Source organism: Streptomyces sp. HUAS ZL42 (assembly GCF_040782645.1).
GTDB lineage: Bacteria > Actinomycetota > Actinomycetes > Streptomycetales > Streptomycetaceae > Streptomyces.
In genome coordinates this window covers 5,024,865-5,045,027 of record NZ_CP160403.1, presented here as the reverse complement: position 1 = coordinate 5,045,027, position 20,163 = coordinate 5,024,865, and the positions used below count along the sequence as shown (strand labels likewise).

29 protein-coding genes and 1 tRNA gene are annotated in these 20,163 nt (G+C 71.4%); 20 read left to right on the top strand and 10 right to left on the bottom strand.

Annotated features, from left to right (window positions below):
- Nucleotides 1–27: 27 nt before the first annotated feature.
- The gene (locus ABZO29_RS23210) at nt 28–867 is read right to left on the bottom strand and encodes an SDR family oxidoreductase (RefSeq protein WP_367322107.1); all 840 of its coding nucleotides are present in this window, start codon (nt 865–867) and stop codon (nt 28–30) included.
- A gap of 126 nt (nt 868–993) precedes the next feature.
- A complete protein-coding gene (locus ABZO29_RS23205) occupies nt 994–1,425 on the bottom strand; it encodes a hypothetical protein (RefSeq protein WP_367322106.1) in 432 nt (143 codons plus the stop codon).
- 193 nt (nt 1,426–1,618) lie between these two features.
- Here ABZO29_RS23205 and ABZO29_RS23200 point away from each other — a divergent pair, with 193 nt between their 5' ends.
- On the top strand, nt 1,619–1,900 hold the full coding sequence (locus ABZO29_RS23200; RefSeq protein ID WP_367322105.1) for an SHOCT domain-containing protein: 282 nt from the start codon (nt 1,619–1,621) through the stop codon (nt 1,898–1,900).
- 13 nt (nt 1,901–1,913) lie between these two features.
- Here the strand turns inward: ABZO29_RS23200 and ABZO29_RS23195 are convergent, their stop codons facing one another.
- Nucleotides 1,914–2,354: a hypothetical protein gene (locus ABZO29_RS23195; RefSeq protein ID WP_367322104.1), complete on the bottom strand. Its 441-nt coding sequence runs from the start codon at nt 2,352–2,354 to the stop codon at nt 1,914–1,916.
- Nucleotides 2,355–2,438: 84 nt separating this feature from the next.
- On the opposite strand from ABZO29_RS23195, the gene ABZO29_RS23190 reads away from it, so the two are divergent.
- Nucleotides 2,439–3,116, top strand: coding sequence for a helix-turn-helix transcriptional regulator (locus ABZO29_RS23190; protein ID WP_367326207.1), 678 nt, complete (start codon nt 2,439–2,441; stop codon nt 3,114–3,116).
- 13 nt (nt 3,117–3,129) lie between these two features.
- Here ABZO29_RS23190 and ABZO29_RS23185 read toward each other — a convergent pair whose 3' ends face one another.
- Nucleotides 3,130–3,561, bottom strand: a complete 432-nt coding sequence (locus ABZO29_RS23185; RefSeq protein ID WP_367322103.1) for a PaaI family thioesterase — start codon at nt 3,559–3,561, stop codon at nt 3,130–3,132.
- Between the two features lie 97 nt (nt 3,562–3,658).
- Between ABZO29_RS23185 and ABZO29_RS23180 the strand changes: the two genes are divergently transcribed.
- A complete protein-coding gene (locus tag ABZO29_RS23180) occupies nt 3,659–4,108 on the top strand; it encodes a MarR family winged helix-turn-helix transcriptional regulator (RefSeq protein WP_367322102.1) in 450 nt (149 codons plus the stop codon).
- Nucleotides 4,109–4,132: 24 nt separating this feature from the next.
- Here ABZO29_RS23180 and ABZO29_RS23175 read toward each other — a convergent pair whose 3' ends face one another.
- The 4 genes from ABZO29_RS23175 to ABZO29_RS23160 form a co-directional block, all read right to left on the bottom strand.
- Nucleotides 4,133–5,923, bottom strand: a complete 1,791-nt coding sequence (locus ABZO29_RS23175; protein ID WP_367326206.1) for a copper resistance CopC/CopD family protein — start codon at nt 5,921–5,923, stop codon at nt 4,133–4,135.
- A 140-nt stretch (nt 5,924–6,063) separates the two neighbouring features.
- A complete protein-coding gene (locus ABZO29_RS23170) occupies nt 6,064–6,537 on the bottom strand; it encodes a cupin domain-containing protein (RefSeq protein WP_367322101.1) in 474 nt (157 codons plus the stop codon).
- Complete coding sequence (locus ABZO29_RS23165; protein WP_367322100.1) at nt 6,534–7,133, bottom strand: GNAT family N-acetyltransferase; 600 nt, start codon at nt 7,131–7,133, stop codon at nt 6,534–6,536. The genes ABZO29_RS23170 and ABZO29_RS23165 overlap by 4 nt, the downstream gene beginning before the upstream one ends.
- Nucleotides 7,126–9,189, bottom strand: coding sequence for a penicillin acylase family protein (locus ABZO29_RS23160; protein WP_367322099.1), 2,064 nt, complete (start codon nt 9,187–9,189; stop codon nt 7,126–7,128). The genes ABZO29_RS23165 and ABZO29_RS23160 overlap by 8 nt, the downstream gene beginning before the upstream one ends.
- A gap of 79 nt (nt 9,190–9,268) precedes the next feature.
- On the opposite strand from ABZO29_RS23160, the gene ABZO29_RS23155 reads away from it, so the two are divergent.
- From ABZO29_RS23155 to ABZO29_RS23125, 7 genes are all read left to right on the top strand, one after another.
- Nucleotides 9,269–9,991: a siderophore-interacting protein gene (locus tag ABZO29_RS23155; protein ID WP_367322098.1), complete on the top strand. Its 723-nt coding sequence runs from the start codon at nt 9,269–9,271 to the stop codon at nt 9,989–9,991.
- 61 nt (nt 9,992–10,052) lie between these two features.
- Entirely contained in the window at nt 10,053–10,646 is a 594-nt protein-coding gene (locus ABZO29_RS23150) for an HhH-GPD-type base excision DNA repair protein (protein WP_367322097.1), read from the top strand.
- A gap of 84 nt (nt 10,647–10,730) precedes the next feature.
- Nucleotides 10,731–11,393 (top strand): HdeD family acid-resistance protein, encoded by a 663-nt coding sequence (locus ABZO29_RS23145; RefSeq protein WP_367322096.1) that lies wholly within the window; start codon nt 10,731–10,733, stop codon nt 11,391–11,393.
- 90 nt (nt 11,394–11,483) lie between these two features.
- Nucleotides 11,484–11,798, top strand: coding sequence for a hypothetical protein (locus ABZO29_RS23140; protein ID WP_367322095.1), 315 nt, complete (start codon nt 11,484–11,486; stop codon nt 11,796–11,798).
- Between the two features lie 46 nt (nt 11,799–11,844).
- Nucleotides 11,845–11,967 (top strand): hypothetical protein, encoded by a 123-nt coding sequence (locus ABZO29_RS23135; RefSeq protein WP_367322094.1) that lies wholly within the window; start codon nt 11,845–11,847, stop codon nt 11,965–11,967.
- Nucleotides 11,968–12,139: 172 nt separating this feature from the next.
- Nucleotides 12,140–12,436 carry a type II toxin-antitoxin system VapB family antitoxin gene (locus ABZO29_RS23130; protein WP_004943146.1) on the top strand — a complete coding sequence of 99 codons (297 nt, stop codon included), beginning with the start codon at nt 12,140–12,142 and terminating at the stop codon, nt 12,434–12,436.
- 89 nt (nt 12,437–12,525) lie between these two features.
- A complete protein-coding gene (locus tag ABZO29_RS23125) occupies nt 12,526–13,170 on the top strand; it encodes a LytR C-terminal domain-containing protein (protein ID WP_367322093.1) in 645 nt (214 codons plus the stop codon).
- 46 nt (nt 13,171–13,216) lie between these two features.
- On the opposite strand, the gene upp is transcribed toward ABZO29_RS23125, so the two are convergent.
- Entirely contained in the window at nt 13,217–13,852 is a 636-nt protein-coding gene (gene upp / locus ABZO29_RS23120; RefSeq protein WP_367322092.1) for a uracil phosphoribosyltransferase, read from the bottom strand.
- A 179-nt stretch (nt 13,853–14,031) separates the two neighbouring features.
- Between upp and ABZO29_RS23115 the strand changes: the two genes are divergently transcribed.
- The 9 genes from ABZO29_RS23115 to ABZO29_RS23075 all read left to right on the top strand — a co-directional run bounded on the left by ABZO29_RS23115 (nt 14,032) and on the right by ABZO29_RS23075 (nt 19,222).
- Nucleotides 14,032–14,220: a hypothetical protein gene (locus tag ABZO29_RS23115; protein ID WP_367322091.1), complete on the top strand. Its 189-nt coding sequence runs from the start codon at nt 14,032–14,034 to the stop codon at nt 14,218–14,220.
- 313 nt (nt 14,221–14,533) lie between these two features.
- Nucleotides 14,534–15,064: a hypothetical protein gene (locus ABZO29_RS23110; protein ID WP_367326205.1), complete on the top strand. Its 531-nt coding sequence runs from the start codon at nt 14,534–14,536 to the stop codon at nt 15,062–15,064.
- Between the two features lie 47 nt (nt 15,065–15,111).
- The gene (gene tadA, locus ABZO29_RS23105; RefSeq protein ID WP_367322090.1) at nt 15,112–15,543 is read left to right on the top strand and encodes a tRNA adenosine(34) deaminase TadA; all 432 of its coding nucleotides are present in this window, start codon (nt 15,112–15,114) and stop codon (nt 15,541–15,543) included.
- 75 nt (nt 15,544–15,618) lie between these two features.
- Nucleotides 15,619–15,703: transfer RNA gene (locus ABZO29_RS23100), tRNA-Ser, on the top strand.
- A gap of 86 nt (nt 15,704–15,789) precedes the next feature.
- Nucleotides 15,790–15,969: a hypothetical protein gene (locus tag ABZO29_RS23095; protein WP_367322089.1), complete on the top strand. Its 180-nt coding sequence runs from the start codon at nt 15,790–15,792 to the stop codon at nt 15,967–15,969.
- A 31-nt stretch (nt 15,970–16,000) separates the two neighbouring features.
- Nucleotides 16,001–16,294 carry a Dabb family protein gene (locus ABZO29_RS23090; RefSeq protein ID WP_367322088.1) on the top strand — a complete coding sequence of 98 codons (294 nt, stop codon included), beginning with the start codon at nt 16,001–16,003 and terminating at the stop codon, nt 16,292–16,294.
- 151 nt (nt 16,295–16,445) lie between these two features.
- Entirely contained in the window at nt 16,446–17,306 is an 861-nt protein-coding gene (locus ABZO29_RS23085; protein WP_367322087.1) for an RNA polymerase sigma factor SigF, read from the top strand.
- 279 nt (nt 17,307–17,585) lie between these two features.
- Nucleotides 17,586–18,470 carry an RNA polymerase sigma factor SigF gene (locus ABZO29_RS23080; RefSeq protein WP_367322086.1) on the top strand — a complete coding sequence of 295 codons (885 nt, stop codon included), beginning with the start codon at nt 17,586–17,588 and terminating at the stop codon, nt 18,468–18,470.
- 53 nt (nt 18,471–18,523) lie between these two features.
- Nucleotides 18,524–19,222: a hypothetical protein gene (locus ABZO29_RS23075; protein WP_367322085.1), complete on the top strand. Its 699-nt coding sequence runs from the start codon at nt 18,524–18,526 to the stop codon at nt 19,220–19,222.
- 33 nt (nt 19,223–19,255) lie between these two features.
- On the opposite strand, the gene ABZO29_RS23070 is transcribed toward ABZO29_RS23075, so the two are convergent.
- On the bottom strand, nt 19,256–19,450 hold the full coding sequence (locus ABZO29_RS23070) for a hypothetical protein (protein WP_367322084.1): 195 nt from the start codon (nt 19,448–19,450) through the stop codon (nt 19,256–19,258).
- A gap of 193 nt (nt 19,451–19,643) precedes the next feature.
- Between ABZO29_RS23070 and ABZO29_RS23065 the strand changes: the two genes are divergently transcribed.
- Nucleotides 19,644–20,150, top strand: a complete 507-nt coding sequence (locus ABZO29_RS23065) for a MarR family winged helix-turn-helix transcriptional regulator (RefSeq protein WP_367322083.1) — start codon at nt 19,644–19,646, stop codon at nt 20,148–20,150.
- Nucleotides 20,151–20,163 lie beyond the last annotated feature (13 nt).

The following is a 20,163-nucleotide window of genomic DNA, read 5'->3' as shown; positions in this document are numbered from 1 at the left end:
TCGGGACGGGCGGCGGATCGGATCCGCTCAGCCGCCCGTGGCGAAGCCGGGGAACAGCGTCATGCCGCCGTCGACGTACAGCGTGGTGCCCACGACGTAGTCGAGCAGGTCCGAGGCCAGCACGGCGACGGCCTTCGCGACGTCGGCGGGGTCGCCGACACGGCGGTAGGGAATGAGCCGCAGCAGGTCGTCCTCGGCCTCGGGGGTGTCCCACGCGCTGCGGTTGATGGGCGTGCGAATCGCGCCGGGGGCCACCGCGTTGACCCGGATCCGGTGCGGCGCGAGCTCCTGCGCGAGCGTGGTCATGAGCATCAGCACACCGCCCTTGGACGCCGCGTAGTTGGCGTGCCCTGCCCAGGGGATGAGCTGGTGCACCGAGCTCATGCAGATGATCTTCCCTGCCGACTGTGACACCTCGGGGACGACGCCCCGGCGCAGGAACTCCTTGGTCGCCTCGCGGGCGCACAGGAACTGGCCGGTGAGGTTGACGTCCAGCACCTTGTGCCACTGCGCCGTCGTCATGTCGGTGATGGGCGCGTCCCGCTGCAGGCCCGCGTTCGCCACCATGACGTCGATGGTCCCGAACTCCTTGACCATGCGGGAGACCATGTCGACGACCTGGTCCTCGTCGGAGACGTCCGCCTCGTGCGCGTACGCGTGGACGCCGAATTCCTCGATCTCGCGCACCACGTCTTCCGCCGCGTCGCGTCCCGCGACGTAGTTCACCACGACGTCGGCGCCCACCCGTCCGAGGGCGATCGCGGTCGCCTTTCCGATGCCGGAATTCGCGCCCGTGACGAGCGCCTTCTGACCTTTGAGGAGGGGATAGGCAATCGGCCGACCGCCGTCGGTGCCGCTGGTCTCCACTGATGACTCCCTATGGGTGCAACCCGTTACCGGGGAAATCCGCCCCACCAAGAAAGCATCAGCCGATCCCTGTGGCCCGGCGGCACGCAATCACGTGCCGCCCCGCGACCCGATTGGCTCCGTGGGCTACATTGCGGTTTCGGCGCCGGGGCCGGTTCGGGCGGCCAGCGCCCAGATGACGAAGCCGTCCACGACCATCAGCGTGATGGCCCAGAAGGGGTACCAGGGCAGCCACGCGAAGTTGGCGATCATCGACAGCCCGGCGATGGTGATGCCGATGACGCGGGCCCACATCGTTCCGGTGAACAGGGCGAACCCCGCCAGCACCACCACGATGCCGATGATGAGATGCATCCAGCCCCACCCCGTCAGACTCCACTCGAAAGTGAAATTGCGGGTCGCGACGAACACGTCGTCCTCGGCGATGGCGGCTATTCCCTCGAATATCGCCATGACGCCGCCGAAGATCATCATGATTGCGGCGAATACCGTCCAGCCGGACACGGCCATTCCCTCGCCGACGGCGGTACGCGACATTCTCGTGCCATGCGTGGCCATTTCGGGCTCCTCTGTGCTAGGCCTCACCGCCGGGCGGAATGCCCGGCAGGCACACACTTCCACCCTGCCACGAGGAGCCGCAGTCGGCAGATCGGCAGGAATTCGCCCTGGCCACACCCCTTCCCGGATGCAGCGAAATCCGGGAAATGCTGCAATGGAGGGGCGGGGTGTGCGCACAGGAAAGGGGATCGCCATGCCAGGTCTTCTTCGCGGAGTCGCCCGCACGGCCGTCGTCGCGGGAACGGCGACGGCGGTCTCCAACCGGGTGTCGCGCCGCCAGCAGGGACGATGGGCCGCCCAGCAGGGCTACCAGGAACCCCGGCCCGACTCCTACGCGCAGCCTCAGCAGGCCGCAGCGCCGGCCGACGACATGGGCAGCACGCTCGACCAGCTCAAGCAGCTGGGCGAACTCAAAGCACAGGGCGTGCTCACGGAGGCCGAGTTCGAGGAGCAGAAGCGCAGGCTCCTCGGCTGACCGGAATGCGTCCTCACGACCGCTGCCGCTTGCCGCGGTAGCGCTCCGCGAGCCGCGCGAGTGCGACCGCGCCGAGAAGCAGGCCGAAGTCGCGCAGTGCGATGTCGTAGTAGTCCGGGATGCTCAGCAGGTTGACGATGATGCCGCCCAGCCAGGCGGCGACCAGCCAGCCTCCGAAGCGGGGTGCCAGGGCCACGACGAGCCCTGCCACGATCTCGATCACGCCCACGGCGTACATGGCGTCCTGGGCGCTGCCCGGCACGACGTCGTCGATCCACGGCGCGAGGTAGCCGGGCCAGTCCACGAGCAGGTTGGCGAACTTGTCCAGCCCGAACAGGATCGGCGCCACCGTGAAACCGGTGCGCAGGATCACGAACGCCTGGTAGCCGGGGTCGCCGAGAATCGCCCGCCGCGAGCCGGTGCCGGGCGTGGGGGTGGTGGTTGCGGACGACATGGCGCCCTTCTTTCTATAGACAACTCTCATTAACGATAGAAGCGCGTGATTGTTCTTTAGTCAAGAGCCATGGGTTTTACACTTGTGCTCGTGGACGCCCCGAAGGAAGCACCCGACGCCGACGTCTCCGCCGTCGCCGCCCTCGACGAGCCGACCCGCAGGAGGCTGTACGACCATGTGGTGAGCCGGCCGGCCCCGGTCAGCCGGGACGAGGCGGCGGCCGCCCTGGGGCTGGCGCGGCAGACGGCGGCGTTCCACCTGGACCGACTGGCCGACGCGGCACTGCTCGACGTGGTCTACGAGCGCCGCAGCGGCCGCACCGGGCCGGGCGCGGGCCGACCGGCCAAGCTCTACCGGCGCTCCTCGCGGCAGATCGCGGTCAGTCTCCCCGACCGGCGCTACGAACTGGCCGGACGGCTGCTCGCCCAGGCCGTGGAGGAGTCCGACGCGACCGGTGAGCCGGTGCGGGAGGTGCTGCACCGAAAGGCCGAGGAACTCGGCGCGCAGGTCGGTGCAGGGCATGACGCGGGCGTCTTCGAGGTGCTGGGGCGGTACGGATTCGAGCCGCGGCACGAAGGCGATGCCGTCGTACTGGCCAACTGCCCCTTCCACGCACTGGCCCGCGAGCACACCCGAACGGTGTGCGGCATGAACCTCCACTTGCTGCGCGGGATGCTGCACGGGCTGGGCGAGGACGGGCTGGAGGCACATCTCGCGCCCGCCCCCGGCCGCTGCTGCGTCAAGCTGGAGCCCGCCGCCTGATCGGTGCCGGCCGTCAGGAGCCCGGAGTCACCTCGGGCACGGCGATCGACCCCTGGGCCACGGCGCACAGCGTCTCCACGCCGTCGGCGCCGACGGACGACAGGTCGCAGCGGCACACCACGCGGCTGCGACCGGCGCGGACGACCCGGGCGTGGGCCCTCAGGAGCGTGCCGGCGGCCGGGCGCAGGTACTCGATGGTGAGCCCGGCGGCGAGCAGCCGGGGGCCGACCGCCGCACCCGCCGCGAAGCTCAGCGCGTTGTCCGCCGCGTAGGCGAGGACACCGCCGTGCAGGAATCCGTGCTGCTGACGCAGGTCGTCGCGGGCATCCAGCTCCAGCGTCACCTCGCCCGCGCCGAAGGCCGTCAGTCGGGCGCCGAGCAGCCGGCTGAAGGGCTGGGCCTCCAGGATCTTCTGCGCGGCCGCCAGGTCCGCAATGCCGTTCACGCCTTGCCTCATCTCTCCGCGACCTTTTCACTTCACTAGTGAAGTGAAGTTCCCCCGACCATCCCTCGCACCCGCCGCACCTGTCAAGATTCGCCCCATGCCCCAGCACGAGCACGAGCCCGAGCCCGAGCCCGACCAGCGCCTGTACTTCCTCCTCCAGCAGGCCGCGCACCGCCTCCGCATGTCCGCGGACCGCCGCTTCCTGACCGCCGCCGGGGTCACCGCGGCGCAGCTCGGCGCGCTGTTCGCCGTGCACGACCAGCCGGGCATCACACAGCAGGAGCTCGCCCGGGTGCTGGGGCTGGGCGAGTCCGCCGTCACCGGGCTGGTCGCACGGCTGACCAAGGCCGGTCTCGTCACCCGGCGGGCGCATCCGCACGAGCACCGGGCGGTGGTGCTGGAGCTGACCGGCGACGGCGAGGCCGCGCTCGTGGCCGCCCGGCCCGAGATCGACCGTCTCAACGCCGAGTTGCGCACCCTGCTCGGAGATCAGGGATTCGTACGGACCGCCGCCGCCCTGCAGCGGCTCACCGTCTGGGAGTCCTGACGGCGCCGCCGTACGCGATGCCGCTCAGCGGGTGATCCGCACCGGACGCGTCACGCTCACCTGGTCCACGTCCGACGTCCTGACCGTCACCTTCATCTCCCAGGTTCCGGCGATCGGCAGGGTGAGGTCGTCGCCGGCCCAGTAACCGCCCCGGTCGGTCACCTCGGCGTCGATCGGGCCGAGCTTCTGGCTGGGGAGCGTGAAGGAGATACGCAGTTCGGGGACGGTGGTGATGCCGTCGTCGGGGCCGAAGACCACGGCCTCGACAGTGCTGTCGCCGACCCGGCCGGAGTCCAGGGTGACCTGCACCTTGCCGCGCCCGCTCGGCGTGCCCACGTCGAACGGGACGGTGGTGACGGAGGTGGCCGGGAGTCCGGCGGCCGGGGCCGCCGCCTGCGCCTCGGCCTCCGCACGGCCCGGGAGGGTGCTGGAGAGCACCGTCGTGATCAGCAACACCACGAAGGAGACGGCCACTTCGACCAGCACGGAGCGGCGCAGGGCACGACGGTGCGCGTCGGAGGCGGTGCCGGGATCGGCACCGGGCGACCCCGGCTTCTCCGGCGCCTCCTGACTCGCCGGCGCCGGCAACCCCTCACTCGCGGACCCCCGCGCCGCGCCCACCGTCTCCGGCACCTTCTCCCGTACCACCGACTCCGTCTCGGCCGTCGCCGCCCGCGCCGTCCAGCGCCGCGAGCAAGCCGCCACCGCCAGCAGCAGCGTCACCGCGGCCAGCTTGGCGAGCAGGAGGCGGCCGTACGACGTGCCGGTCAGCGCGACGAGGGAGCCGAGCCCGCGCCACGACTGGTAGACCCCGGTGACGACCAGGACGGTCACGGAGGCGAAGGCCAGCCGGGAGTAGCGGGTGATCACGGGCGCCGGAAGCGTGCCGCGGTGGAGGGTCGTGAGCAGTGCCGCAAGGCCGCCCAGCCACACCGCCATCGCCAGCAGGTGCAGCACGGAGGCCGTCATCGCCAGGGGAACCTGGATGCCGGCCGACGCGTGCTCGGCGGCCGCCCAGGTCAGGGCCAGACCGACGGCCAGGGCGGCCCCGGTGACCAGGGCCGGCCGGGAGGGACGCTCCCGCCGCCGCAGACGTACCAGGAACAGGGCCGTGAGCAGCAACAGCAGCAGCCGGGCCAGCAGCGCCAGACCGGGGCGGCCGGTCAGGGTGCGGCTCAGCGCGGACGGGTCGAGGGCCGTGGCCGGGCCGGTCCCGGTCTCGTACGGGGCGCGGAGCAGCAGCAGGACGACGGTGGAGGCGAGCAGTGCCCACCAGCCCGCCACCAGCGGCTTCTTGAGCGGGCCGGGGTCGGGCGGGCGGCAGGCGAGGGCGAACACGGCGGTGCCGACGAGGAGGGCCGCGGCGAGGTAGGCGACGTAGCGGGCGATGTCGTGGAGGCTGCCGGTGAGCGGGTCCTCGGCCGGGCCGGTGGGCACCGCCGCCGGGGTCGGGGAGGGCTTGCCGACCGAGAAGGTGAACGCGCCGGAGACGGGGTGGCTGTCGGCCGACACCACCCGCCAGGCCACGACATAGGTGCCGGTGCCGAGCTTGGCCGGCAGGGTGACCCGCGCGGTGTCCGAGCGGCCCGACGGATGCTGTGCCTCGCCCGTCTTCACCCGCCGGTTGTCCGGGTCGAGGATGCGGAAGGAGTCGTCCAGCAGGCCTACGGACTCGGTGAAGGTGAGGGTGAGGGCGCGGGGGGCCGACTTGAGGACGGTTCCGTCGGCGGGGTCGCTGTCGCGGAGTGCCGCGTGGGCCGACGCCTGTCCCGCGCCGCCGAGGAGGAGCAGGACCAGCAGGGTGCCCAGCAGCACCAGCCCTTGAAGCCGCCGGGTTCCTGTACGACCGTTTCGTCCGCCATCGCGCCCTTCGTCCACGTCACTTCTCCGTATCCGGACTCGCCGTTCTCGGATACCTACGGACGAAAGCGCGGCGGAGCTCACCGGGGTCACCGTCACGGACGGCACAGCCCCGCGATCCGGTCCGCCTCCTCCGGATAACGCGCCGTGAGCTCCGCCGCGTCCCCGTGCTCGTAGCCCTCGAACGTGAACCCCGGCGCCATCGTGCAGCCGAAGAACGTCCACGCGCCGCCGTCGAGGACCCGCGCGCCCATCCAGGTGCCCGCGGGCACGGTGAACTGGACGTGCTGGCCGCCGAGTACGTCCGGCCCCAGCACGGCCGTCCGGGAGGCGCCGTCGGGGGCCAGCAGAAGCAGCCGCAGCGGGTCGCCGAGGTAGTGGTGCCAGACCTCGTCGGTGGGCAGGCGGTGCAGCGCGGAGAAGTCGTCGGCGGTGAGCAGGGCGACGATCGCGGTGCCCTCCGGGCGGCCGTCCGGGCGCTCGGGTCCCGCCCAGGTCTGGCGGAACAGGCCGCCCTCGCGCGGGATCGGCTCCAGGCCGTACAGGGCGATGAGCTCTTCGGGAGTCACCCCGGGAAGGCTACCGCCCGCCTGAGGAATGCCAGTTGTGCCTTCTTCTCCGGCAGGTACACGTCGGGAAGGTCGATCTCCGGCAGGGTGATGACCTCGCCGGCCTCGAAGCCCTGCCGGAGGAAGCGGGCGACCGCCTTCTCGTTGCGCACGTCGGGGTCGACCACGATCCGGCGCCGGTCCAGGCCCAGCAGGACGTACGACGCGAGGGCGTCCAGCAGTGCCGCCGTCCAGCCCGGACGCGCGCCCCGAGGCCCGGCGGGGGCGAGGAGCAGGTGGACGCCGATGTCCCCGACCTCGATCTCGTAGCACTCGCCGACCCGGTCGGCCTCCGGCTCGTAGGTCTGCAGAAGAGCGACCGGTTCGCCGTCCTTCAGCACCAGGAAGGCGTGATGGGTGTCGAGCGTGTCCATGTGGGCGTAGATCTCGGCCACTTGGTCCCTGGTGAGGCCGTTCATGCCCCAGAAGACGGCCCGCTCCTCGCTCACCCAGCCGTGGACCACCTCGGCGTCGGAGCGGGCGTCGAGGGGGCGGATGCTCACGGTGCCGAAACCGTCGAGCACCTGCTCGTGGACGGGGCTGTGCCGGTCAGACATCGGTCTCCTTCGTGAGACGGTCCCAGTCGGTGACGACCGGGACGAGCTTTCCCTCCAGCCACAGGGGGAGTTGGTCGCGGTGGTGGGGTGTGCCGGGCACGCCGGACGCACCGAACGGCACCACCCACCGGCTGTCCTCGCGCCGGGCCAGGTCCCACACGTAGCGGGCGGCCGGGCCGCGCGCGGCGAGGTCGGTGTACCCGGGCACGGCGGAGGTGGACAGCACGCAGTCGTGGTCGCCGGACAGAGCCGGAGCGTCGTACGCCGGGTCGCCGAGCGCGCGCCAGGGTGCGAGGCGGTGGGTGTCGCCCCACCGGGCGGCCGGCTTCCCGGCCACCTCCTCGAGGGCCGCACGGACGATCGCCGGACGGTCGATGCCGTACAGCTCCTCCGCCGCCAGCAGGTGTTCGAGCGCGAAGGCGATCCGCGGGACGAGGGCGAGCCAGGGGAGGAGGACCTCCGGGTAGGCGGGCGGCGTCGTCAGCGCGGCGAAGGCGGGCTCGGCCGCGAGACGGCGTACGACCGCACCGCGCACCGCCGCGTACAGCGCCGCCTCCTGGCTGTCCGCGTCCATACGGCGGTTCCAGCCCACCAGGCGGTCCCTGACCCGGGCGGCGTCGTCGGACAGGTTCTCCAGGTCCGCCACATGGTTCAGCAGGGGCGCTGCGGAGGCGAGATGCGTGTCGGTGTGGATCGCGGGCATGTCCGCCGCCGACCACTCCTCGCGCTCGTCGAGGAGCGCGCGGATGCGGTCGGCGCGGTGCGGCGGGGCGAACTCGACGCCGAGCGGGGCGGCAGGGCCGCGCTGGTTGGCCATCACCGCGATGCCGTCGGTCAGACCGGCGCGGGGCATCTCGTGCCAGCCGTTCCAGTCGTGGCCGGGCTCCCAGGCGGGCACCGCGCGGGTGCGGTTGGCCGTGGAGCGGACCGGCACCCTGCCCGCGACCCGGTGCAGCAGGCCGCCCTCCGTGTCGGCGGCCTGGACGACGTTGACCGGCTCGGACCAGGCGTCGAAGGCACGGTCCACGTCGGCGACCCGGCGGGCGCGCAGCAACGGCAGCAGGGCGCCGAAGCCGAGGTCCCCGGTCACGCGGGGCGGGTAGCGCAGGCTCAGGGCGACCGGCGTGCCGTCGTCGAGCCCCTCCGGGCCGCCGGCGATCACCGGTCCCCGCGCGGTCTCGATCACCTCGACCTCGACCGTCCCCTCCCCCGCCACCTCGACCGGCTCCGTGTGCCGGGCGGCCCGGTGCCAGGCCCCGTCCGGGCCGAGGGCCTCCACGCCCGCGCCGGTGCGCCGCAGGCGCTCCCGATAGAGATCCTGGTAGTCGGCCATGGCGTTGGTGATGGCCCAGGCGACCGTGCCGGTGTGGCCGAAGTGGGCGATGCCCGGGACGCCGGGCACGGCGAGGCCGACGACGTCGAACTCGGGGCAGGCCAGGCGGATCTGCTGGTAGACGCCGGGATCCTCGATGAAGCGGTGCGGGTCGCCCGCGATGACGGCCTGTCCGGTGACCGTGCGCTCCCCGCCGACCAGCCAGCCGTTGCTGCCGGAGGTGCCGGGGCCGTCGGTGGCGAACAGCCCGACCGCCCCGGGGCCCAGGTGACGGACGGCCTCCTCGCGCCACAGCTTGGCGGGGAAGCCGGCGAACAGGATGTGCGTGGACAGCCAGACGCCGAGCGGGGTCCAGGGCTCCCAACCGCCGGGCGCGAGGCCGGTGGTGCCGAACTCCGGGGCCTCGGCCTCAGCCAGCCCCTCGTTGACGCCGTCGGCGTACGCCCGGACCCACTCCGCCGTCTCCGGGTCCCGTTCCTCCAGGGCCGCCCAGCAGCGCCGGGCCGTGTCGTCGATGCGGGCGCGGCGGGCGAACCGGTCCCAGGACAGGGCCTCGGTACCGAGGAAGGCCGCCGACGTGCCCTGCGCCCGGTGCCGCTCGACCTCCAGCTGCCAGGCCCGGTCACGGGCGGTGACCCGGCCCTGGGCGCGGGCGAGCGCGAGAACGTCGTCCGCGCGCAGGTGCGGGACACCCCAGGCATCTCTGTGGATCTCGGTGGTCACCCTGCGGCCCCTCTTTGCTTTAGGTTAGCCTTGCCTAAGTAGACGTTTGCCGGAATCGTACGCGAGGGGTGGAGAAACGATGGCGCAGGGTCGCGGATGGGAGGGCGCGGTCCTCCGGCTGATGCGCGCCAAGGACTTCACCCTCACCGTCACCGGCGCCGAGGACGTCACCCCGGACTACCGGCGGCTGCACCTCACCGATGGCGGCCTGCTCGAGGCCGTCGGCGTCCACCCGACGATGTGGGTCCGGCTGTGGTTCGTCAACGCGGGCCGGCCGCACCAGCGCGCCTACACGCTGGTCGACCCGGATCCGGCGGCCGGCACCTTCAGCCTCGAGTTCGCACTCCACGAGGGATGCGCCGGCGACTGGGCACGGGCGGCGAAGCCCGGCGACACCATCGAGGCGACGGTCCAGGGCACGGGCTTCCAGCGGCCCCGGCCCGAGCCCTCGCACGTCTTCGCGATCGGCGACCCGGCGTCGCTGCCCGCACTCAACTCCCTGCTCGGGGAGTTCCGCTCCGTCCCGGCGACCGTCTGGTTCGAGGGCTCCTTCGACGGACTGCCCTTCCGCGCCGACCCGGCCCTGCACGAGGTGCGGCACATCCCCCGGCGGGACGCGGGCGCGCTCCTTGTCGAGCACGTGCGCAAGGACCTCCCCGGCCTGATCGAGGGCGCCTCGGACCCGTACGTGTGGATGGCCTGCGACACCGCCACGACCCGCACCCTGGCCTCGTACGTCCGCAAGGACCTGGGCGTCCCCAGGCAGCGCGTGCACGCGCTGGGGTACTGGCGCGCGACCTGACCCCGCACATCGCGCCACCCCACATCGCGCGGCACGCCCCCGCACGCGGGATCATCGACCCATGAACGTCACCCTTCACCTCGCCCAGGACCCCGATGCCGACGAGCTCCTCGGGCGCTCCCCGCTCGCCGCGCTCGTCGGGATGCTGCTCGACCAGCAGGTTCCGATGGAGTGGGCGTTCAAGGGGCCGTCGACCATCGCGAAGCGGATGGGCACCGACGACCTGGACGCGCACGAGATCGCCGCCCAGGACCCGGAGGCCTTCGCCGCCCTGCTGTCGGAGAAGCCGGCCGTCCACCGCTACCCCGGCTCGATGGCCAAGCGGATCCAGCAGCTGTGCCAGTACCTCGTCGAGCACTACGACGGGAACGCCGAACTCGTCTGGAAGGGCGTCGGCGAGGGACGGGAACTGCTGCGACGCCTCCAGGGACTGCCCGGGTTCGGCAAGCAGAAGGCACAGATCTTCCTCGCCCTGCTGGGCAAGCAGCTCGGCGTCCGGCCCGAGGGGTGGCAGGAGGCCGCGGGCGCCTACGGCGAGCCGAAGTCCTTCCGCTCCGTCGCCGACATCACCGGCCCCGAGTCGCTGGCCAAGGTGCGCGCGCACAAACAGGAGATGAAGGCGGCGACCAAGGCGGCGAAGGCAGCCCGGAAGTGACAGCGGCCTCGAAGGCCGCCAGAAGGTAAGTCGGGTGGCCCGCCCCCGGTGGCGGGCCCGTCGCGGACGGTCCAAGCATGGACCATGACCGAGCCACCGAGCGGCTCCCCCTGGGGCCCGGACTACGACGACCGCAAGGTCCACGCCGAGCGCCCACCCGGCCGGCACGAACCCGAACCGCCGTTCGAGGGCCCCCTGCACGCCCTTTCCCGCGCCGCCTGGCAGGTGATCCTGGCCACCGGCGTCGCCTCACTGGTCCTGGGCGTCCTGGTCCTGGTGTGGCCGGGCGCCTCCCTGTTTGCCGCGGGCATCCTCTTCGGCCTCTACCTCGTGATCAGCGGCGTGTTCCAACTGGCCTCCGCCTTCGGCACACACCGGACGACCTCACTGCGCGTGCTCGCCTTCACCAGCGGCGCGCTGTCGATCCTGCTCGGCCTGTTCTGCTTCCGCGGCTCCATGCAGTCGATCCTGCTGCTCGCCCTGTGGATCGGCATCGGCTGGCTCATCCGCGGGATCACCCAGACGCTGGCCGCCGCCTCCGACGCGTCCATGCCCGCCCGCGGCTGGCAGATCTTCCTCGGGATCCTCACCTTCGTCGCCGGGATCGTGCTCATCGACTCGCCCTTCGAATCGGTCGCCGTGCTCACCCTGGTCGGCGGTATCTGGCTGGTCGTGGTCGGCGTCGTCGAGATCGTCGTCGCGATCACGATCCGCGGGCGGGCCCGCCAGGTCCCGCAGACGCTGTGACGTCCGTTCGCACGCGTGCCATCCCCCGTGCGGGCGGATCTCGGGGCCGCGGCGTTGCCCGGCACCCGCCGAACGGGGAGACGAACCTTCATGAGCACCGCATCCGGCCTCCCGCGCAGCCGCGCCTGGCTGCGGGTGCTCGTGCTGCTGCTCGCGCTGCTGGTGCCCGCCACGCACACCCAGGCGCACGCGGCCCCGGTCGCGTCCGGCGAGGTCGCCGAGTGCGGCGTCCTCGAAACGGCCCTACGGCCGGCGGCCCGCGCCGCCGACCGTCCCGCCGTACCCGCGCGCCCGGCGCCCCTCCCGGACCCCGCGCCCGGCGTCCCGCAGGGCAGGCCCCTTCCGGAGTCGCCGCGTCCGCCGTACGCGCTGCACACCGTGCGCACGGTGGTCCTGCGCTGCTGACAGACCCGGAATTGCGGCCTGTCAGTACGACGCAAGGAGCACGACCATGCCATCGGACCCGTATGCGGTCCTGCGCGCCCTGCTGCGCGCGGAGGCCGTCCGCAGCACACCGAAGCCGCAGGTGGAGGAACCGAAGCCGCAACCGGCGAAGCCGGACAAACGCGGCTGACCGGGAGCCGGACGCCGCGCGACGGCGTCCGGCTCGCCGACGCCTCCCAGCGAGTGAGCCCCAGCCACATCCACCCTTTTGACCGGTATCACTCGAGATCTGCGCGTACTTGACTCGCCCGGCCCGGGCAGTGAGGCTGCGCCCGGAACGTGCGGACCGGTAGGCTTTCCGTGTGATCTTCAAGCGCATCGGAAACGGCCGGCCGTACCCCGACCACGGCCGGGAAAGCACCCGGCAGTGGGCGGACGTCGCGCCGCGCCCGGTCCGCCTCGATCAGCTGGTGACCACCAAGCAGCAGCTCGACCTGGAAACACTCCTCGCCGAGGACTCCACGTTCTACGGCGACCTCTTCGCGCACGTCGTGAAGTGGCAGGGCGACCTGTACCTCGAGGACGGGCTGCACCGCGCGGTACGGGCGGCCCTGCAACAGCGCCAGGTGCTGCACGCGCGCGTGCTCGAGCTGGACTGACCCCCAGGATTGGCCCTTTCGGGTTCTCCTGCGCGGCACCGAATGATCATCTAGTAGGCATGGCCGCCCGAGCGCACTACGCTGCGCTCATGAGCATGCTGACTCCCCCAGGCATGGGCGGCAAGTACCGGATCACGGGGGACAAGTACCCACGGATGCGCCCTCCCCGGCGCCGCGGCAGGCTCGTGTTCCTCACCGTCGCGTGCGCCGCCGTGGTCGGTGTCATCGGCTGGGGCACCCTGCAGCTCATCGACGTCTTCACCGGTGGTGGAAAGACGGCCTCGGCGGCCGGTCCCACGGCGGACTGCACGACGACGGCGAGCCCCTCGGCCGGTGCGACGGCCGCCGCCCTGCCCAAGCCGGCGCAGATCACCGTCAATGTCTTCAACGCCACGCCCCGCAGCGGGCTCGCCAAGCTGACGGCCGACGAACTCAAGAAGCGCGGCTTCCGCATCGGCGAGGTGGGGAACGCGACCGCGCAGTACGACAAGAAGGTCCCCGGCACCGGGATACTGCTCGGCCCCGCGTCCTCCCTGAACACCTCGCTGCCGGTCCTGGCCACCCAACTGACCACCGCCGAGCGCCGCACCGACGCGGCCCGCAAGGGCACCGCGATCGACCTCATCCTCGGCACCGGCTTCAAGAACCTCACGGCGCAGGCGGATGCCGAGAAGGCGCTGGCCGCACTCAGCGCGCCGCAGCCGACGGCCAGCACGACGAAGAAGAGCTGCTGAGCCTCGCAGGAGGTGGGTCGCGCAATCCGGCGCCGGCGGGGTGCCGCTACTCCGCCGCGCCGTACAGCCGGTCCCCCGCGTCCCCCAGGCCGGGGACGATGTAGCCGTGCTCGTTGAGGTGGTCGTCGACCGCGGCCGTGACGACCGTGACCGGTGTGCCCGCGAGTTCGCGCTCCATGACCTCGACACCCTCGGGGGCGGCGAGCAGCACCACCGCGGTCACGTCGTCGGCGCCGCGCTTGATCAGCTCGCGGATCGCCGCGACCAGGGTGCCGCCGGTGGCGAGCATCGGGTCCAGGACGTACACCTGACGGCCCGAGAGGTCCTCCGGCATGCGCGTGGCGTACGTGGAGGCCTGTAGCGTCTCCTCGTTGCGGATCATGCCCAGGAAGCCCACCTCGGCGGTCGGCAGCAGCCGGACCATGCCGTCCAGCATGCCGAGGCCGGCCCGCAGGATCGGCACCACCAGCGGGCGCGGGTGGGAGAGCTTGACGCCGGTGGTCGGGGCGACCGGCGTGGTGATGTCGGCCTGCTCGGTGCGCACGTCACGCGTGGCCTCGTAGGCGAGCAGGGTGACCAGCTCGTCGGCGAGACGGCGGAAGGTCGCGGAGTCCGTGCGCTGGTCGCGCAGCGCGGTGAGCTTGTGGGCGACCAGGGGGTGGTCGACGACGTGGAGACGCATGTCCACAACAGTAGCCGGGTCGGATCGGCCGGACGCCCCCGCACCAGGTCCCCGCTTTCCTGCGACTTGATCCGCCGGACACGCCCCGGCTGAGCCCGTGCCGCGGGATTGGGCCGTCTGCTGGCGTCAAACCGCCCATCGGAGGGAAAGTGGTCAGGACGGACGGGGGAGGTGCGTCCATGCCCGATCTGCCTGAGCCGCAAGAGGAAACCTCGCCGCGGGAGAGCGACGCCGAGCGCCGGCGCCGCCGCGCCCAGTTCCTGCGCGAACTCGCCGAGGCGCGGGAGTTGCGCGACCGCGTCCAGCCCCGCCGCGCGAAGACGGCCCGGCTGCGACACGCGATGCGGATGAGGACGTTCCGCTGGTAGCCGCGCATACCGGGAAGATCCCCGACGGCACGGGTGTTGCGGGGGTGGGCGTGCGTGGTCGCACTGGAAAGCCGCGTACGATCCGCAGGTGGCGGCAACGAGTGTGCTGGTGAGTCCCTTGCGGACGTGTCACTGACGTGCTCACGGACACGCGATCAAAACTGCCAGACACAGGGAGCCGAAGACGTCCCCTGAACGCCTTGTTTCTGCCACGATTCCGAGTGGGCGGGGCTCGGAGCACAGCTCTCCCCGCCCGTAACCTCCGCCGGGGGGACCCCCAACCGGCACGCCTATGACCAGTGGGAGAGTCACGGTGTACTTCGCCGCACTGCTCGCGCGCACCGAAGACGGGTGGGAAGCGAGCGACACAGAGCTCGACGATGTGGAGACCCTGTCGGATCTGGCCGACCTGGCCCGGGAAGCCTCTCCCGACGAGGACACGGTGCTTGTGCTCATCGAGCAGGAGGACTCGTGGTTCGGCGTCGTCCGCATCGACGGCGAGGAAGACCCTCGCATCTACGTCTCCGACGCCGCGGCCGCAGCCCGCAGCTCGTACGGCGAGATCCTGCTCACGGACGAACTGCTCGGGAGGGAGCCCGGCGACGACGACGCCGACCTGGACTCCCTCGACCTCGACGGCACCGAGGACGGTGAGGACGAGGACGACGACGCCGAGGACGGCGGCTCCACCGCGGAGGCGGTGCCGCACGGCCCGGTCGGCGACGCCGCGATCCTCGACGACCTGGGTGTCGGCGAGAAGGAGCTGAAGTCGCTGTCGGAGGACGCGCTCGGCGAGATCGCCGAGGCGCTCGGCGCCTCGGAGGTCCTGGAGACCGTCCGCTGACGGCGAACCCCGCCCCCGACCCGGTACGCGACCGCTGGCGGGTCGCTATGCGGCGTGCCCTGGACGAGGCCGGGCTGGCCCTCCGGGGCGGGGACGTCCCCGTCGGGGCCGTCGTCCTGGCCCCGGACGGTACGACCCTGCTCGCGGCCGGGCACAACGAGCGCGAGGTCACCGGCGACCCGACGGCCCACGCCGAGGTGCTGGCGATCCGGCGGGCGGCCGAGGAGCTGGGCGGGTGGCGGCTGTCCGGCTGCACGCTGGTGGTCACCCTCGAGCCCTGCACGATGTGCGCGGGCGCGATCGTCCAGTCCCGGGTGGACCGCGTGGTCTACGGCGCCCGCGACGACAAGGCGGGCGCGGTCGGCTCCCTCTGGGACGTCCTGCGGGACCGGCGGCTCAACCACCGGCCCGAGGTGATCGAGGGCGTGCTCGCCGAGGACTGCGCCCGCCTCCTCACCGACTTCTTCCGGAACCGCTGACGTCTCCGGAACCCCTGGCGGGGTTGCCGAATACCGATTTCAAACCATGCCCCACCTTGCTGTAGGGTCTCCCTCGGTAGCGTGTCCGAGCGGCCGAAGGAGCTCGCCTCGAAAGCGAGTGTGGCGCAAGTCACCGAGGGTTCAAATCCCTCCGCTACCGCTGGAGAAGGGCCCCGTCGAGAGACGGGGCCCTTTGTGCGATCATGGGCCGTCTTTTTTGGTGCATCAGTGACGGAGGAGGCCGCGATGGCGGTGAACGCGAAGAAGATCGCCGTCTACGTACTCGTGGTCTTCGCGCTGTACGTGATCATCACAAACCCGGCCAAGGCCGCCGACTACGTCCAGATAGGGTTCGAGGGCATATCGGACGCGGCCAAGGCCATCGGCGACTTCATGACGTGGATCGCCAACGGGGCGCCGAACTAGGGCCCGCCGCAGTCCGCAGCTAGGAGTGCACATGATCCGCCACCTGGTCCTCTTCAAGCTCAACGAGGGCATCGAGCGCGACGACCCACGCGTCGCGGAGGGCGAAGCGGCCTTCCGGGCGCTCGGCGACCGGATCGAGGAGCTGCGCTTCTGGGAGCTGGGCTGGAACATCAGCGACCGGCCCATCGCGTACGACTTCGCCATCAACTCGGCGGTCGACGACGCGGACGCCCTGAAGCGCTACCTCGAGCACCCGGCGCACCAGGCGGGCGTCGCCCTGTGGCGGGAGTTCGCCACCTGGGTGGTCGCCGACTACGAGGTCTGAGCCGTACCGCACACGAACGGCCCCGTACCGGAATGGTGCGGGGCCGTTTCACGCCCCTATACACCACATTGCCCACAACACGTTGTTATGCGGTGCTTGCACACAGTGCACATGTCTTGTGATGCTATGACCGCTTTTGACGGATGAGTTGATGGATCATGAGGTGGAGTTGACCGTGTCGGCCAGTACTGCGCCTCAAGCACTGCCCCTCGAAACACCGTCTGCCGCACCGACCACTCCGCAGCGCAGCCGCGGCGCCGACACCCGCGCCCTCACCCAGGTGCTCTTCGGTCAGCTCAAGGAGCTCAAGCCGGGCACGCCGGAGCACACCCGCGTGCGCGCGGCGCTCATCGAGGCCAACCTCCCGCTCGTGCGCTACGCCGCCGCCCGCTTTCGCTCCCGCAACGAGCCGATGGAGGACGTGGTCCAGGTCGGCACCATCGGGCTCATCAACGCCATCGACCGCTTCGACCCGGACCGGGGTGTGCAGTTCCCGACGTTCGCGATGCCGACGGTCGTCGGCGAGATCAAGCGCTACTTCCGCGACAACGTCCGCACGATCCACGTCCCGCGCCGGCTGCACGAGCTGTGGGTGCAGGTGAACGGCGCGACCGAGGACCTGACGACCGCCTTCGGCCGTACCCCGACCACCGCCGAGATCGCCGACCGGCTGCGCATCACCGAGGAGGAGGTGATGTCCTGCATCGAGGCCGGACGGTCGTACCACGCGACCTCGCTGGAGGCCGCGCAGGAGGGCGACGGACTGCCGGGCCTCCTCGACCGGCTCGGCTACGAGGACCCCGCGCTGGACGGTGTCGAGCACCGGGACCTCGTTCGGCACCTGCTCGTCCAGCTTCCCGAACGCGAGCAGAGAATCCTTCTCCTGCGCTACTACAGCAATCTCACCCAGTCGCAAATCAGCGCGGAACTCGGCGTCTCCCAGATGCATGTTTCCCGGCTACTGGCACGTAGCTTTCAGCGGCTCCGGTCGGCGAACCGGATCGACGCCTGAACACACGGACTATCGCACGCGGGATCGAGTAGTAACCGGCACGAGCGAATCGCTCACCAGGGATGTTCCCGACAGATCTGGGCTGAAATACCGTCACACCCCCTCTTTCCAGGGCTGTTTCGTTACTCTCATGTCGACATGTCACTACAGCGTGTTGCCGACATGTGACATTCTGCCGGAAGCGCGTTTGCCGGGGCTTCGGCTCCGGTATTCAGGTGAAGGCTGGCGTTCCTCGCAGGAGCGTTCGCCACGACCGTCCCGCGACCCAAAGGGGGTGGCATGTCCGCAGACCAGGGCAGCTCGAAGGTGCTCACGCTCACGAAGAGCGAGTCCGCGCCCGACGCCGCGTTCGACGCAGTTACGGCCCTCGAGGCGGCGCCGGCCCCGGCCCTCTCCTCGGAAGCCATCGACACCCGCACCCTGTCCCGCTCCCTCTTCCTGCGGCTCGCCGCTCTCGACGAGGACAGCCCCGAGCGCGCGTACGTCCGGGACACACTGATCGAGCTCAACCTCCCCCTGGTGCGGTACGCCGCCGCCCGCTTCCGCTCCCGCAACGAGCCGATGGAGGACATCGTCCAGGTCGGCACCATCGGCCTGATCAAGGCGATCGACCGCTTCGACTGCGAACGGGGCGTCGAGTTCCCGACGTTCGCGATGCCGACGGTCGTCGGCGAGATCAAGCGGTTCTTCCGCGACACCTCGTGGTCGGTGCGCGTGCCCCGCCGACTGCAGGAGCTGCGGCTGGCGCTGACGAAGGCCAGCGACGAGCTGTCCCAGAAGCTGGACCGCTCCCCGACGGTCACCGAACTCGCCGCGGTCCTGGGCGTGTCGGAGGAGGACGTCGTCGACGGCCTCGCGGTCGGCAACGCGTACACGGCCTCCTCGCTGGACTCCCCGGCGCCGGAGGACGACGGCGGCGAGGGCTCCCTGGCGGACCGCCTCGGCTACGAGGACACCGCCCTGGAGGGCGTCGAGTACCGCGAGTCCCTGAAGCCCCTGCTCGCCAAGCTCCCGCCCCGTGAGCGGCGCATCATCATGCTGCGCTTCTTCGCCAACATGACCCAGTCGCAGATCGGCGAGGAGGTCGGCATCTCCCAGATGCACGTCTCCCGGCTGCTGACCCGGACGCTGGCGCAGCTGCGCGAGGGCCTCATCTCGGACTGACGGAGCGCCCTTCGGGGCTTCCCATTTGACGGAGCGTCAGCCACCATGGCGCGATGCTTCGGGCGACGACGTGGACACATGGCCGTCGGGGCGCCGTACTCGGTGCGTCGGCGGCCGTCCTCTGTCTGGGCGGGGTTCTGGCCGCGTGCGGGGGCGGCGGGGGCGACGACGGCTATGTCGCCGTGGGCGCGGCGGGCGGTCCGTCCCCACGGGGCCCCGCGGTGACGCCGACGGGCGGGGTGCGTCTGGTGCCGCTCGACCCGGCCGACGGCCCGGACACCTCCCCTGCCCCGGAAGGCAGTTCCCCACACGGCCCGGATCCCTCGCCCGGCGTGCCCCGTACGACCGGGAGCGCCGCCGCCCCGGACGACGGCGCCACACCCGCCGCCACGAGCGGGACGTCACCCTCTCCGACACCAACGGGCGCTCCCACGGCACCTGCTGGGCCCGCCGCCCTCAGCGTGAGCGACCCCGTTCGGGAACCCACGGACAAGCGGTGGTGCGAGAAGGTGACCCTGGAGTTCCGCAACACCGGGGGAGCCGCGGTGCGTTCGGGCACGGTGATCTTCGGGACGCACGTCATCGGCGCGCTCGGCATCGACTGGGCGACGATCGAGTCGACCGGCGAACTCCCCGCGCCGATCGCGGCCGGCGCAACGGAGGAGAAGACCTGGACGGTGTGCGTCGACGCATGGCGCGTGCCGCTGGGCATGCATGTCGAGACGCGGGACGTGTCCGTCCGATGGGAGTAATGACGCCGTACGAGTGACGATGCGTCTCGCGCGCTACTTCAGCGCCAGCCAGGCGACGGCCGCGACGATCGCCACGACGGCGATGACGCCGACGATCAGCCCTACGCGGGGACCGGCCGGCGCGGCCGCCTGCTGACGGCCCTGGGGACCCTCGTCGACGAAGGCGCGGAACATCTGGGTGCTGCCTGCGGGGTCGTAGTTGCCCTGGGGGTCCTGGGTGTTAGCCATGGCTCGAGACACTAGCGAATCCGCGGTTGTGGCCCAAGTGGGGGGCGACCCGGAATCCCGGCCGTCCTCACCTGGCTGTTTACGCTCGCAATACTTGCCTTTGCCAAGTTTTTGTACCGGACCCCTCCCCTTTGTTTGCCTGCAGCAACCAACCAGCTTATGGTTGCCCTAAGCAACAAACTTGGGAGGTGCGATGGCCGAGCAGGCGCAGTACGAGGAACTGGTCCGTCAGTTCAGCGCCTTCGGCGCCGTGAAACGGGAGATGGGACGGATCCTGCCGACCGACTGCTCCAGCGGCTCCGCCGCCGTCCTGACGCTGCTCGCCCGCCACGGCGACATGCGCATGAGCAGGCTCGCCGAGCTGCTGGCCGTGGACATGTCGGTCACCAGCCGCCATGTCGCCCACGTCGCCGAGCGCGGCTGGATCGAGCGCTCCCCGGATCCGGCGGACAAGCGCTCGCGCATCCTGCGCCTCACCCCCGCCGGGCTGGCGCAGCTCGACGAGCTGTCCCGGCGGACCTCACGGATGCTCGCCGAGCGCCTCGCCGGCTGGACCGACGACGAGGTCGGCCAGCTCACCCGGCTCATGGCACGACTCAGGTCGAGCTTCGACGACTGCCGTTCCGCCGCGCACCGGCTGTCGCCTCCCACCACTGCGGCGAGCGAAGAACCGACCACCCGTACACCCGCAAGCACCTAAGAGAAGGAAGCCC